This window comes from Holdemania sp. 1001095H_141210_F2, assembly GCF_015558105.1.
Lineage (GTDB): Bacteria > Bacillota_I > Bacilli_A > Erysipelotrichales > Erysipelotrichaceae > Holdemania.
The window spans coordinates 1-14,092 of sequence record NZ_JADNPO010000036.1 but is presented as its reverse complement, the minus strand read 5'-3'; the positions used below and the strand labels follow the sequence as shown (position 1 = coordinate 14,092).

The 14,092-nt window shown below is 52.1% G+C and carries 17 protein-coding genes; 15 read left to right on the top strand and 2 right to left on the bottom strand.

All coding sequences use genetic code 11. From position 1 onward, the window contains the following. Positions 1-28: 28 nt before the first annotated feature. Positions 29-799 (top strand): class I SAM-dependent methyltransferase, encoded by a 771-nt coding sequence (locus I2G61_RS14715; RefSeq protein WP_072683425.1) that lies wholly within the window; start codon positions 29-31, stop codon positions 797-799. 81 nt (positions 800-880) lie between these two features. Here I2G61_RS14715 and I2G61_RS14710 read toward each other — a convergent pair whose 3' ends face one another. Together I2G61_RS14710 and ispG are read right to left on the bottom strand one after the other, a co-directional pair. Next, positions 881-1,759, bottom strand: coding sequence for a carbohydrate kinase family protein (locus I2G61_RS14710; RefSeq protein ID WP_195548409.1), 879 nt, complete (start codon positions 1,757-1,759; stop codon positions 881-883). An 82-nt stretch (positions 1,760-1,841) separates the two neighbouring features. Further along, positions 1,842-2,897 (bottom strand): flavodoxin-dependent (E)-4-hydroxy-3-methylbut-2-enyl-diphosphate synthase, encoded by a 1,056-nt coding sequence (gene ispG, locus I2G61_RS14705; protein ID WP_072683423.1) that lies wholly within the window; start codon positions 2,895-2,897, stop codon positions 1,842-1,844. A gap of 115 nt (positions 2,898-3,012) precedes the next feature. Between ispG and I2G61_RS14700 the strand changes: the two genes are divergently transcribed. From I2G61_RS14700 to efp, 14 genes are all read left to right on the top strand, one after another. After that, positions 3,013-4,716, top strand: coding sequence for a potassium/proton antiporter (locus I2G61_RS14700; RefSeq protein WP_370544679.1), 1,704 nt, complete (start codon positions 3,013-3,015; stop codon positions 4,714-4,716). A gap of 312 nt (positions 4,717-5,028) precedes the next feature. Next, entirely contained in the window at positions 5,029-7,257 is a 2,229-nt protein-coding gene (locus I2G61_RS14695; protein WP_195548407.1) for a penicillin-binding protein 2, read from the top strand. A 94-nt stretch (positions 7,258-7,351) separates the two neighbouring features. Then, complete coding sequence (rpmG, locus tag I2G61_RS14690; RefSeq protein WP_020223239.1) at positions 7,352-7,501, top strand: 50S ribosomal protein L33; 150 nt, start codon at positions 7,352-7,354, stop codon at positions 7,499-7,501. 99 nt (positions 7,502-7,600) lie between these two features. Then, a complete protein-coding gene (locus I2G61_RS14685; RefSeq protein ID WP_195548406.1) occupies positions 7,601-8,209 on the top strand; it encodes an MBL fold metallo-hydrolase in 609 nt (202 codons plus the stop codon). Between the two features lie 225 nt (positions 8,210-8,434). Further along, positions 8,435-9,193 (top strand): DUF2087 domain-containing protein, encoded by a 759-nt coding sequence (locus I2G61_RS14680; protein ID WP_195548405.1) that lies wholly within the window; start codon positions 8,435-8,437, stop codon positions 9,191-9,193. A gap of 212 nt (positions 9,194-9,405) precedes the next feature. Next, a complete protein-coding gene (locus I2G61_RS16570) occupies positions 9,406-10,380 on the top strand; it encodes an ATPase, T2SS/T4P/T4SS family (RefSeq protein WP_229100776.1) in 975 nt (324 codons plus the stop codon). A gap of 34 nt (positions 10,381-10,414) precedes the next feature. Continuing rightward, entirely contained in the window at positions 10,415-11,338 is a 924-nt protein-coding gene (locus tag I2G61_RS16815) for a type II secretion system F family protein (protein WP_370544678.1), read from the top strand. 20 nt (positions 11,339-11,358) lie between these two features. Continuing rightward, a complete protein-coding gene (locus tag I2G61_RS14670) occupies positions 11,359-11,652 on the top strand; it encodes a competence type IV pilus major pilin ComGC (RefSeq protein ID WP_006060297.1) in 294 nt (97 codons plus the stop codon). Beyond that, positions 11,642-11,959 (top strand): hypothetical protein, encoded by a 318-nt coding sequence (locus I2G61_RS14665; protein ID WP_195548403.1) that lies wholly within the window; start codon positions 11,642-11,644, stop codon positions 11,957-11,959. Before I2G61_RS14670 ends, I2G61_RS14665 begins: the two co-directional genes overlap by 11 nt. Then, a complete protein-coding gene (locus I2G61_RS14660) occupies positions 11,949-12,197 on the top strand; it encodes a hypothetical protein (protein ID WP_195548402.1) in 249 nt (82 codons plus the stop codon). The genes I2G61_RS14665 and I2G61_RS14660 overlap by 11 nt, the downstream gene beginning before the upstream one ends. After that, positions 12,137-12,565, top strand: coding sequence for a hypothetical protein (locus I2G61_RS14655; RefSeq protein ID WP_159432747.1), 429 nt, complete (start codon positions 12,137-12,139; stop codon positions 12,563-12,565). The genes I2G61_RS14660 and I2G61_RS14655 overlap by 61 nt, the downstream gene beginning before the upstream one ends. Next, the gene (locus I2G61_RS14650; protein WP_072683414.1) at positions 12,555-12,896 is read left to right on the top strand and encodes a hypothetical protein; all 342 of its coding nucleotides are present in this window, start codon (positions 12,555-12,557) and stop codon (positions 12,894-12,896) included. Before I2G61_RS14655 ends, I2G61_RS14650 begins: the two co-directional genes overlap by 11 nt. A 4-nt stretch (positions 12,897-12,900) precedes the next feature. Continuing rightward, positions 12,901-13,269, top strand: a complete 369-nt coding sequence (locus I2G61_RS14645) for a hypothetical protein (RefSeq protein WP_072683413.1) — start codon at positions 12,901-12,903, stop codon at positions 13,267-13,269. Positions 13,270-13,318: 49 nt separating this feature from the next. Next, on the top strand, positions 13,319-13,876 hold the full coding sequence (efp, locus tag I2G61_RS14640) for an elongation factor P (protein WP_072683412.1): 558 nt from the start codon (positions 13,319-13,321) through the stop codon (positions 13,874-13,876). Positions 13,877-14,092 lie beyond the last annotated feature (216 nt).

Genomic DNA, 14,092 nt, shown 5'->3' with positions numbered 1-14,092 from the left:
TTAAGAAGGATTGAAGGAGGGGAAGAACGTGGAGCTGCGTTTGAAATTCAATGAAGACGAACAGAATTATGATCGCTTTCGTCCGGGGTATCCCGATGCGCTGATGCAGGATGTGATCGAAAGCTTTCATGCCGGAGGGCAAAGCCGGATCTTGGAAATCGGAATCGGCACAGGACAGGCTACCCAGCCAATCCTGGACACCGGCTGTGATCTGACGGCGGTGGAGCTGGGGGAGAATCTGGCTCGATTTGTCCGCGATAAGTTTAAGCAGAGATCACGGTTTCAGGTGATTCTGGGAGATTTTATGGAACTGGAGCTGGCCGAAAACAGCTGGGATGGGATTTATTGCGCGACGGCTTTTCACTGGCTGCCGCAGAGAGAGGCATTAGAGAAAGTGCTGCGCTTGTTGAAGCCGCAGGGCTGCCTGGCCTTATTCTGGAATCATCCTTATCCAAACCGGCTGGAAGATCCGTCGAACCGGATCAACCGCGAGGTTTATCAACAATTTTGTCCGTCGGATCAGGCTTTGAAGGAATTTGATGAAACGGATCTGGCGGTATGGAAAGACCGGCTTATCGAGGCGGGCTTCGCATCCGTTCAAACGCATTTGTACCAGCGCGTGCGGACGCTGAATACCGAAGCGTATCTGGGGTTGCTGAATACGTATTCTGATCATCGGGCGCTGCCGGAAGCTCGTCGCCGGGCTTTTGAACAGACAATGGCCCAACGTTTACAGGAAACCGGAGACCAGATTCGGATCTATGATACGCTCGATCTGTATCTCGCACGGAAACCCTAAATTAAAAAGACAGAAATCCAAGCTGAAACAGGATATCTTTTCAGCTTGGATTTCTGTCTTTTTTATGGCTGAATCGGCAGTTTAACGCAGCGGCCAGGGCAGGCGGAATGGATCGAGCCCAGCGGTGTTCGCTCCTTTTGTCTGGACGGCCTGCGCCCCGCACCAACAGCCGTTTTCCAAAGCATGAGGAATGGGAAGGCCGGTCAGCGAGCTGGCGATGAAGCCGGCGCAGAAGCTGTCGCCCGCGCCGGTTGTGTCGACAACCTTGGCGGGATAGCCGCAGCAGCGCCAGACTTGCGTTGCTCGATAGGCGTTGGCGCCGTTAGACCCCATTTTCAGGACCACGGTGTTTATGCCGAACCGGAGTAATTCTTCCGCGATTTCATCCGGCTGGAAGCGTGAGCACAGCGGACGGATTTCCTCAAGCGAGGGCATGAAAACGTCGATGTAAGGAAGCAGATGCGCCACGCCGGACAACCCTTTGTGATGCCGGTCGCGGGTCGTATCGCTGTAAATCGGAAGGCCAAGATCCCGCGCGCGGCTAAAAATCAGTTCCATGCCGGAAATTTCCAGTTCATGCAGCGTAAACAGCGAGCCTAACGACAAGGCGCGAAGAGAAGGCAGCGCCTCCATCGGAAAATCAGCCAGCGTGAAATGGCGGTGCGCTTCGCCGGTAACGGTGAAGCGCCGTTCACCCTGCGCGTCCAGCTGAATCCGGGAATGTGTTGTGATCTCGCCGGCATGCCGGCGCAGCCAGTCAATCTTGACGTTATGCGCCTGAAGCTGAGCGAGGATCAGATCCGCTTCCTGATCCTGCCCCAGCCGGGCGCTGCAGGCCGTGGAGAAGCCGAGTTTGGATAACAAGATCGCCTGATTCGCCGCATCCCCGCCGACCGCAGGCTTTTGCCCATCCGCATAAAGATCCAGCACGCAGCTGCCGAAACATAATAGATCCGTCATAATCCATTCCTCCTTAAACGTTGGCCATTGTCTTCTTCGATCGAAAAACTGCCGCAGGAAACAAGCTGCGGCAGCCGGAATGTTAAATCATTTTCAAAATTTCTTCTTTTAAGACTTCCACGATCTGATCCTGTGGAATTTTGCGGATCAGCTGGCCTTTCTTGAACAATAAGCCTTCCTCTTTGCCGCCGGCGATGCCGATGTCGGCCCGGCTGGCTTCCTGCGGTCCGTTGACCGCGCAGCCCATGACCGCAACCGTGATGTTGGCGTCAATCGTCGCCAGGAAGCGTTCGACTTCTTCGGCAATCGGAATCATATTGTACTGAATCCGCCCGCAGGTCGGGCAGCTGACCAGATTCGGGACGTTGTCGATCAGATTGAAACAGCGCAGCAGCTGCTTGCAGATGCGCAATTCCTCAACCGGATCCGCACTGACGGAAACGCGGATGGTGTCGCCCAGCCCGTCCATCAGAAGCGCGCCCAGCGCCGCGCTGGATTTAATCGCGCTGGATGTAAAGGTTCCGGCTTCGGTCACACCCAAGTGCAGCGGATAGGGGAAGACCTCGGAAGCCAGGCGGTACGCCTCGATCGTCAGCATGACGTCGCTGGATTTAAACGATAAACAGATGTCATGGAAGTCCAGTTCCTCAAGAATTTCAACATGCTTGCGGGCACTTTCGATCATCGCTTCCGCGCACGGCCGGCCATATTTCTCCAGCACCGCTTTTTCCAGGGATCCGCTGTTGATGCCGATCCGGATCGGAACGTGATGCTGCTTGCAGGCCTCGACGACAGCGATGACGTTTTCCCGGGCGCCGATATTGCCGGGATTGATGCGAATCTTATCGACGCCGGATTCAATCGCGGTCAGGGCCAATTTATAATCGAAATGGATATCGGCAACCAGCGGGACGCTGACCTGAGCCTTGATTTCCCGGATCGCCCGCGCGTCTTCCTGATCATAGACCGCCATCCGGACGATCTGGCAGCCGGCGTCCGTCAGCTGGCGGATTTGTTCCACGGTCGCCGCGACGTTTTTTGTCTTGGTATTGGTCATCGACTGAATGATCACTTGATTTTGACCGCCGATCTGCAAGTTTCCAACCTGGATCGGACGGGTTTCCGTTCTTTTTCTCATGAAATTCACCTCAGTAACCATTATAGCATAAATATGAAAGCGGGCGGACAGGAGAACAAAAGGAAAAAAGCGGACTGGAAACCGGAAGTGAGACGGCGCGGATATGATATAATAAATCCAACGAGTCAGAAGGAGCGGATGGATCCGAAAAATTGCGATCATTGAGGATTCTGGACGATCGAAGAGAGGAGGAAAAGATATCGATTTCAATCAACTGTTAATTTTAGGCGGCGGGGTGCTGATGATCTGCATTCTCTGCAACAAGCTTTCGTTTCGGCTGGGCGTGCCCAGTTTATTGTTGTTTATTTTACTGGGGATGGTGTTCGGCAGCGACGGATTATTCAGGATTCCGTTTGAGAACTATGCGTTCGCGGAAAAGCTGTGTACGGCAGCCCTGATTTATATCATGTTTTACGGCGGTTTTGGAACACGCTGGAAGCAGGCCCGGCCGGTAGCCGCGCCGGCACTGTTGTTATCATCGCTGGGCGTATTTCTGACAGCGGCGCTGACCGGTGCGTTCTGTCATTGGGGGATCGGAATGGAATGGCAGGAAAGCTTTTTGATCGGCGCGGTGATCAGTTCCACCGACGCGGCTTCGATGTTTTCCATTCTGCGAAGCAAAAAGCTGGCGCTTAAAGAAAATACCGACTCCCTGCTGGAATTGGAAAGCGGAAGCAACGATCCGTTTTCATATATGTTGACGGTCATGCTTTTAACGATGATGGCAGGCGAGGGCGATCCGGCAACGTTTGCCCGAATGCTGGCGCTGCAGCTGATTTTAGGCGGCCTGGCCGGCTGGGTGTGCGCTAAAGTGGGTATCGCCTGTTTAAATCGGTTTGATTTTGCGACGGAAGGTTTCGATTCGATCTTTGTCGTCGGTTTGGCGCTGCTGGCATATGCGCTGTGCAGCGGTCTTGGCGGAAACGGTTACCTGTGCGTGTATCTGGCTGGAATTCTGATGGGAAACGCGCCGATCCGCAACAAACGTTCGCTCGTGCATTTTTTTGACGGGGTGACGGGCCTGATGCAGATTGTAATCTTCTTTTTGTTGGGGCTGCTGGCGTTTCCGTCCCAGCTGCCCTCAGTCATCGTTCCGGCATTATCCATCATGGTGTTTTTGACGTTGGTGGCCCGGCCCGTCGCGGTGAGCTTATTATTAAAGCCGTTTGCGGGTTCATGGCGGCAGACGGTTTTGGTCGGTTCGGCCGGCTTGCGCGGAGCGTCGTCGATCGTCTTCGCGATCATGGTCACGGTCAGTCCGGCCTATACCCGCTACGATGTGTTTCACGTTGTTTTCTGTCTGGTGCTGTTGTCGATCAGTCTGCAGGGCACGCTGCTGCCGTGGATTGCGCGCAAGCTGGATATGATCGATTCAGGAGCGGATGTATTGAAGACGTTTAACGATTATAAGGATGATCCGGCCATTGAAATGATTCAGCTGGATATCCGCCCGGGGCATATGTGGATCGGACAGCCGGTCCAGGCACTGAATCTGCCGCCGGACTTTTTGCTGGCGATGATCCGCCGGGGACAGGACACTCTGATTCCGCAGGGGAAGACCGTGATCGAGCAGGGTGATCAGGTGATCGCAATCGCGCCGGCCTTGACGGCGGCGATGCCGTTGGCGCTGACGGAGATCCTGATCGAGGAAGGCCATCCGTGGCAGAACCGTCGGATCAAGGAACTGAATTTGCCGCCGTCGCTTCTGATCATGATGATTCTGCGGGGAAAGACGATGCGGGTGCCGGACGGCAGCACACGGATTGAAGCGGACGACATGCTGATTGTTCATCAACCGCGGGAAGCTTCTAAGAAGTAAGCGCAGTACGCAGAATTTAAAATGTTCGGCGGCGCAGACAGCGATTCCGCACAAAAGCGGCCTTACGATCAGGGGAAGGAAGATCCTTTTTCATGGAATAGGGAAATCTTCTTTGTTCAAGCGGAATGACTCAAAATCGCAGATCAGACTTAAACCGGCTGGGCGTAGGCCTGGCCGTTGTTTTTCTTTTATCGCCTTCAGCGGGATCCCGTTGAAAAAGGGGATGTGATGCAGGTTTTCATCCGGACGCCGCAAATTTTAGCTTCAATCAGAAAAAAATAAGGTATAATAAGGCATACGAGGAGATCGTGCATGACAAATAAACCGTTACTTGGACCAAGAAAAACTAAAGATGATAAGAAACTGCATTGGGAAGGCAGCAGCGAACACCTGCGCAAAGCGCTGGATTTAAGCAAGATTGTCACCCGGCGTTTTCAGCTGGTCGCGCTGGCGGTATGCGTGGGCATGGCGGCGATCGTCGTCCGGCTGTATTCGATTCAGATGCTCAAGACTGATGATTACGCGCAGAAGCTGGCGACCTATACCCGCCGTTATCAGACCGTGACAACCCCGCGCGGCGAGATGCTGGACCGCAACGGTCAGGTGCTGGTCGGCAATAAACAACGTTTGAATATTACCTATTTCCCGCCTCAGGGAATCTCAGATGAAAAAGAATGGGAGCTGGCGCGGCGTTTTTCAACGGATTATGAAGTGGATGAAACCCAGCTGGGCACGCGGGATTTGAAAGATTTGTATCTGAGTCTGCATAAAAAGGAAATCGACGCCGAACGGATCACCGAAGAAGAAATGGCGGCGTATTATAAAGGTGATCTGAATGACAACGACATTTATTATCTGGAGCTGGCACGGATTACCGAGGAGGATTTACAGACGCTGGATACCGATCTGCGTAAGGCGTATGTCGTCAAGCAGGCGATGGATATGCCTTCCAGCGGTCAGACCAAGATTATCAAAAGCGACGTCACTGTGGAGGAAGCGGCATTTTTAATCGAACACATGGAAGATTACCAGGGCTTTAACGTCGACTTCGACTGGGACCGTGAGTATCCGTTCGGGACGATGCTGAAATCAGTGCTGGGCACCGTGACGACCTCCAAGCAGGGGCTGCCGTCGGAGGATCTGGATTACTATCTGGCGCTGGATTATTCCCGCAATGAGAAAGTCGGACGTTCCGGTCTGGAAAAGCAATATGAGGGTCTGCTCAGCGGGAAGCGGTCAGTCTATGATCTGGCTTATGATGAAAACGGCACGGGTTATCTGAGCGAGGTCAATGAGGGATCCAAGGGCTACGATCTGGAATTGTCGATTGATGCGCGGCTGCAGCAGAAGCTGGACGAGATTTTAACCCAGGTGCTGACGGAATATAAAGATGATCCGTGGCGTCCGTTTATGGACCGGATCATGTATGTGCTGCAGGATCCGAATACCGGCGATATCCTGGCGATGTCATGCATGATCCGCAATGCCGACGGCTCGATCAGCGCCAGTCCGACAAGCATCTACACCGACGCTTATGCGCCGGGCTCGGTCGTCAAGGGGGCGACGGTCTATATGGGACTGGATCAGGGCGTAATTCAGCCGGGCGAGAAGATTCTGGACAACTATATTAAAATCAAGGACACGCCGATCAAGAAATCCTGGAAGACGCTGGGCTGGGTTGATGACGTGCAGGCACTGGCGCAGTCGTCCAACGTGTTCATGTTCAACGTTGCGATTCGTTTGGGCGGCGGCACGTATATTGAAAACAATCCGCTGCAGATTGACGCGAATACCTATCTGCTGATGCGCAGCTATTACAGTCAGTTTGGTCTGGGTGTATTAACGGGCATCGACGTGCCGAATGAAGCGGTCGGCTATATGCCGGGCAAGCTGGCCAACGCCGGCAACACGCTGGACTTTGCGATCGGTCAGCTGGATAACTATACGACGATTGAACTGGCGCAGTATGTTTCAACGATTGCCAATGGGGGCAAGAAAATCCAGCCGCGCCTGGTGCGCCGGGCGTTTGATCCGGGCACGCAGAACGTCGTTTATGAGAACTATGTCAACGTGCTGTCAACGCTGGAAAATCCAGCCGCGCTGGAGCGGGTGCGGCAGGGCTTCAACGCCTGCGTTTACGGGGGAATCTGTTATGGCTTAACGGATGTGCCGGTTACCATGTCCGCCAAAACCGGCACGGCGGAATCGTTTATCAATGTGACCAGCGAAGACGGGACGACGACCCGTTATGATACGACCAACAACAGCGTCGTCGCTTACGCGCCGGCGGAAAATCCGGAATTTGCGATGGCATGCATGATTCCGAACGCCTGGATCACCGGCGGCGGATCGCAAAGCAATCTCTGTCTGCGGATCACCAACGAGCTGACCAAAGCGATATACAATCCGAATGACGTCGCGGAAAATGCCAATCTGCCAGCGGATACGGATCCGGGCGCGGAAATCCCGACGGATACTCCGGCATTGCCGCCAGCGCAGGATCCTGTTGAACCGCAAGCATCGTCCGATCCGGCACAGTAAACGAAAATCACAAGAATTAACAGGTTTTTCAAAAAATATAGTAATTTAATAAAAACTATGTTATACTTGTTTAGCATTATTAGGAGGAATATTCATGAGAGACGCAATTACTTTCAAATGTTCTGAATGCGGCGAAGAAAATTACATTGGGACAAGAAACAAGAGAAAACACCCTGAAAAGATGGAAATCAAGAAATACTGCCCACGCTGCAATAAGAAAACGACTCACAAGGAGAAAAAATAAAAGAAGCCGGATCCTGGCTTTTTTTATTTCGTTTAATTTTCAGCGATCGGTTAAAAAAATGAAAGTTTTCAATCAGATATGAGAAAGAAGGAAAAGTAGATGAGAATTGAATCAATTCCCTCCGGCGCGTTTGCGACCAACACTTATATTCTTGAAGATTCGGGGACAGTGCTGATTCTGGATCCGACGGGCAAAGCTCAGCGGATTCAGGATCATTTGCAGGGGCGCGTGCCGGCGGCGATTGTGCTGACGCATGGACATTTCGATCATATCGGCGCCGTTGACGAACTGGTCCGGCAGTTTCATTGTCCAGTGTATGTACATCCTGCGGATCAGGTTTTGCTTGAAGATGAAACTCTCAATGGAATGGCCGGAATGACGGCTCATGTCCGCAGTCAGACTCGTCCGTTAACGGAAGGGCTGATGAAGTTGGGCACGATTCAGCTGCAAATTCTGGAAGCGCCGGGCCATACGCCGGGCAGCGTACTGATTGTGATCGGTCAGGACTGTTTCTGCGGCGATGTCGTTTTTGAAGGCAGTGTGGGGCGGACGGATCTGCCCTTAGGCAATGATTCGCAGATGCGCCAGACGTTGAAAATGGTTCGAACGCTGGATCCGCAGTTAAGACTGTATCCCGGTCATGGACCGGCGACGACGCTGGAGAAAGAATTCAACGATAATCCCTTTCTGCGGACTCGCCGCGGATAAAGTGGAACAAGCATCAGGCTGTGCGGCCGGTGCTTTTTTTTGAACAAAAAGCAAAGCTGGATGAAGCTTGGCGGATAGAGCCCACAGATATATCGGACTGGGCCATAATAAATTGGCTGAAAATCAGAATAAAATTAAATTATGGTAGATAATCAAATAAATATCTATGAAATAAGTAGATTCTATTTTATAATGTTTGTATAAAATGGAATGGGGAGAGATGAAATGGAAAAACAGGAACTGTGGGACGCCAGCGCGGAAGAAATCCGTCGCGGATATCGGATTGTAGATGAGGAAGCCGAGTGTTTGTTCTGCCGGCAGCGTTATCATCTTCAGGAAATCTATGCCCAGGATGAGCGCTGGGTGCTGGGCGAGCGGAAGATGAAGCTGCACGTTAAAAACGCGCATGGGTCGCCCTTAACGATGTTGCTGCGGTTGGGGTCGGAACCGCTGGGCGTCAGCGCGATGCAGCTGGAAATGCTACAGGCGTTTGCGTCGGGACAAAGCGATCAGGAGATTGCGAAGGAAAAGGGCGTCACGTTATCAACAATTCGCAATTACCGGTTTAAGCTGCGGGAAAAACAGAAACAGGCGCAGTTGTTCGTCATGATGATGAATCTGCTTAATGAAAACACCGGCCGTTCTATCCAACAGTTAAACGATACGGAGCTGGTCGATGCGCATGCGGCGGCAGTAATGCGCGACGAGCGGTATGAATTAACGGAAAAAGAACGCGAGACAATTCTGAAAACTTATTTTGACGCGCAGGGGGCGTTGAAGGAAATGCCGGCGAAAGCAAAACGGAAGCTGGCGGTATTGGCACAAATTGCCGAGAATTTCAAACCGGAAGTTCAATATACTGAAAAGCAAATCAACACAATGCTTAAACGGATCTGGCCGGATCACGTCTATCTGCGCCGGGTGTTAATTGAATACGGTTTTCTGGAAAGAACAGCCAACGGCAGCGCTTATTGGCGAAAGTAAACTGCAGGTAAAAGGAAAAATTTGTTCGATTAGGGAAAAATTCAAGGCTCTAATTGAAACAAGCTGACGGTGCAAGGTTAACCCGGACTGTGCCGTCAGCTCTTTTTATTATCCAGTTTTGGTAAAAAATGATAGAAATTCAGTTTTTTTTAAATATTGAGGGGGCTTTTTTCAAAAATGCGCAATATTGAAGGTGTAGGGGGCGAGAGAATATGGAAGAACGATTACTTGCTTTACTGCGGATGGCTTTAAAACAGCACGCCACCGATCTGCATTTTTCCATCCGCAATGAAACAGTGACGCTGCAGATGCGCTGCGGACTTCAGATTAAGGACATTGAGACTAAGGCGCAGGACCTGAAATTGTTTCGTTATCTTCAATACCGGGCCAACCTGGAGCTGAGCGATGGCAGCCGGCCGCAAACCGGCCGGTTTGAGATCGATGTGGATGGTAGGGTGCTGGCGCTACGGTTTGCGGTCATGCACAGTCTGATGCTGACCAGCGGAGTGCTGCGAATTCTCAACGGAACGCTGGACTGGACGCTGACCGATTGTTGCCCGGATAAAAAGCAGACCGATCTGCTGAAGCAAGTGCTGAAACGACGCAGCGGCTTATTCCTCGTCAGCGGCCCTACCGGCAGCGGCAAGACGACAACGTTGTACGCCATGCTCAACGAATTAAGCCCGGCCAAGATCTTCACGCTCGAGGATCCGATTGAAATTTATTCGGACCGTTTCATTCAGATCCAGATCAACGAGCGTCAGCATCTGGGTTATGACGAAGGGATCAGCCAACTGCTGCGGCATGATCCGGACGTCATCATGATCGGCGAAATCCGCGAGCCGGTGGCGGCGGCGATGGCGCTGCGCTGCGCACTGACCGGACATCTGGTTCTAACCAGTATTCATGCTTCATCAGCACAATCGGCGATCACACGGATGATCGAACTGGGAGTCAGTGAAACTCAGCTGATGGAGATGCTGGCTGGAGTCAGCTGTCAGCGGTTGGTGTCCTTAAAAAATCAAAAGGGAAGGATGTGTGTCTATGAAGTGCTTCTGCCTGACCAGCTGGCACAGCTGCGCCAGGGACAGGCGCCGGATAATTTTATCCCGCTGCCGCAGCGGCTGGACGATCTGCTGTTCAAAAATCGCATCACACAGAAACAACGGGAGGCTGTCGGTCTCTGAATGTCAGCAGCTGGCGATTCTTCTGGGCAGCGCGATGAGCTGGCAGACAAGCCTGACCTTTATTGAAACGCCGAAGAACCATTCCATCATCGCCGCGCTGCGTGGGCGAATGCTGGAAGGGGCGGATTTTGCGGCCGTATTTGCTTTGGCCCTGCCGAAAGGTATCGCCGCTGATTTTGAGACGATGGCGCAGGTCATGCCGCCTCGGCAGGCGCTGACCTTGGCACTGAGACTGCATCGGTTATATACCGAAAACCGCAGCCAGATCCGCAAGCTGTTAGGCTACCCAATGCTTTTAGCTGCCGGCAGTCTGGGAGGTCTGGCCTTGTTCAACCATGTCTGTTTCCCGGTGCTGATCAGCCTGATTCAGTCCTTTGAGCGAAACCCGGCGGGGATGGTGCTGCTGCATCACGGCTTGGGCACAATGTTTTTCATTCTGACGCTGCTGGGGGCGGCATCCGGCGCTTTGGCAATCTGGCTGCGCAGACCGACGGCACGGTTAAGTGCGTATGTGCTGTTGATTCAAAAACGCCGCGGCAAGTTTTTAAGACGCTGGCTGGGATTGGATTTCTCGCGTTATTTTTCCTGTTGTCTCAGGGAAGGCTGTCCGACGCAGACAACCTTGACGTTATTGCAGAAACTGCCGAAAAAGCCGTTTCTGAAACTCATGAGCTGGCATGTGGAACAGGCGCTGCTGGCAGGAGAAAGTCTGGAAACGGCGTTAGGCACGGAGTATCTCGATCCTTCGCTGATGCAGCTGATGCGCACCGCTTCCCGCAGCGGTCAGGTTCAACCCTTGTTGGAAAGTTATGTCGAGGTGCGTCAGGGACAACTGTTCGATCAGCTGCGATGGGCAGCGCGAGGTCTGCAGCTGTTTGCCTACGGAACGATTGCAGCGATGATTCTGATCGTTTATCAGATCCTGCTGCTGCCGCTTTCAATCATGAGTCAGATGTAATAAGAGAGGAGAAGAAACGTATGAAAAGGGGCTTTACGCTATTGGAAATGATCATCGTCGTCAGCGTGCTGGCAATCTTGTTTCTGCTGTCGGTACCGAATATTCAGCGGGTTATGAAAATTGTCGATGAAAAGGGCTGTGCGGCGCAGCTGAAGGTGATCGACTCGGCGATTCTTCAATACAAGCTGGATACCGGTCAGTTGCCGTTAAGAATCAATGATCTGGTGTCGGCAGGCTTGTTGACAAAGCAGCAGACGGAATGTTCCGGCGGCGAGCAGCTGGAAATCCGCGAGGGTCAGGCTTATGTCCGCTAAAGCCGGGACGACGCTGACGGAAATGTTATTGGCGTTGATGATTGTGGCGGCTTGCGAGCTGCTGACGATTCCGTTTGTCATCCAGCCCGACTTGAGTCCCGGCCGGTTTATCGCACAGGTGCTGCCGCTTCAGGCCCGGGCGATGGGCGAAGGTCAGGAACAAATCGCCCAAATTGATGCGGACCAGACCGGCCGCATCCGCATACATTACAATAGGAAAGGCCGGATTGATCAGGCCCGTACGCTCTGCTTCAGCCGGCGATGTCTGGTGATGGAGCTGGCAGGGGGGCGCATCGTTGGAAAATAACCGCGGTTTTTTGCTGAGCGACGCATTGATCGCGATTGCGCTGTGCACTGCCTGTATTCTGTTAACCGGAGGTCTGCTGGGCAGCCGTTATCATCTCAATGAAATCGCCAAGCGCAGGCAGCAGGAGAGCAGCCAGCGCTTGGCGGAAGCGCTTGAAGCAAAGGGGGAATGTCCGGTATGCACGCCGCTTCCAATCGAAACGAGCGACCCTGCAGAACAAGCGGCGGAAACATTCTGATCGATCTGCTTTTGGGATTGTGGATTGTCACGTTGTTTCTGCCGATGATTCCGACCCTCGTCAGGCTTCTCGCCAGACAGGACTGGCTGATGCGTTCCGCTCAGGATCAAATTCAGCTGCAGCAGCTGCGCCGGCTGCTTTTGAGCAGCGGAGAAATTGAGGTGAGCCGCGATCAGCTGACGTTTTATGCCGAAGGTCAAAATCGCCGTCTTGTTCAGAGTGGAAACTGGCTGTTGGTCCAGCCGGGAACCTGGATTTTCTTCGATCAGGTTGAAACAGTTTGGTTTGATCAGCGGCAGTCGCAGATCTGGATGCATCTTGTCAGCATGGATGGTGAATGGGAGGCGGTGGTGGGCGATGCCGGATAAACGGGGATTTGTCAGCTTGTTCTTTCTGGCCTGGTTTCTGATCTTGAGCGCCTGGACGGCATTGGGCTATCTTCAACTCAACGCGGAGATCGCCGTTGCCGAACAGCTGGAAGCCAGTCAGCGGCAGGATCTGCGCTTAATCCCCATTTTTCGCTGGGTACGCTGTCAGCTGAACCATGAATATCGCTGCGGCGGCTGGCGGGCGGAAATTCAGGCTGAGGTACAATGGCGCGGCGATACGGCAGAAGTGATGACCGCCTATGAAAAAATTGTGCTAAAGCTGGATGAAACCAACCGGAAAGTGACAAACTATGAGATAGAGATGAGGTGAAACGATGAAACAATTCATGGACAGCGTGGTCGCTTCGGTCTTCTTTCTGATTTTGATGTTGTTAGGGGAAACGCTGCAGTTTCTGCCCTCGGGAAGCACGCCGTTTCTGACCATCATCTATGGCGCCGAGCTGTTCTTTATTTCATGGGTTTTGATGTACCGCTCCAAAAATACGGTGGAACTGCTGGACTTCTTTGTCAGCGCCGTGATCCTGGGCGTGCAGTTTCTGATCCTGGGCAGCCGGCTGAATTTTGACCAATGGTGCTATCTGGGCTTTGCGACGATCGCCGCGACGATCAGTTTCGGCTGCAACCGCCGCTTTGGCAACCGGATTCATTGGGAAAATAGTCATGCACAGCCGGGAAATCATTGACAAAATCGGCTATTCCTATAAAATATACTAGGTAGGATGGTGAATAGGAATGATTATTGTAAATGACTTAAAACCAGGAACAACATTTGAAAATGAAGGTAATATTTTTGTCGTTCTGGATATTCAGCACAACAAAACTGCGATGCGCCAGATGATCGTCAAGGTCAAGGTTAAAAATCTGCGTACCGGAGTTATCAACGAAATCTCTTTCACGGGCGGCGACAAGGTGGAACAGGCGCACATCGACAAGCGCGAAATGCAGTATCTGTATGATACCGACGACGCTTTGGTCTTTATGGATAACGAAACCTATGACCAGATTGAAATCCAAAAGGATCATCTGGAATGGGAAATGAAGTTCATGAAACCGAACGATAACGTCACAATTTCGATGTATGAAGGCGAAATTCTGGGAATTATTCTGCCGGATAAAGTCGAGCTGCGGATCGTTGAATGCGAACCGGCGGTGAAGGGTGATACGGCGACTTCCGCTTCCAAGATGGCGAAGCTGGAAACCGGTCTGGAAATCCGTGTTCCGCTGTTTATCGAACAGGATGAAATGGTCGTCATCAACACGGCTGACGGCAAATATTCCGGACGCGCATAAGTCTAAACTGAAGATTTGGTCGAATTCAGATCAAATCGGTCAATAGTAAAAGTAAACGCAGGTAAAGAAGAAAATGTGTATCGGGGCAGAGTAAAAGGAGAAACAGAGTAAAAGGAAACAAAAAAAGAGCCAGATAATGAGGGAAAAGTGTTAAAATATCCGTAGAAACCAGATAAAAAAGGGTATAAGAAAAGATATTTAGCGAAATGCAATTTA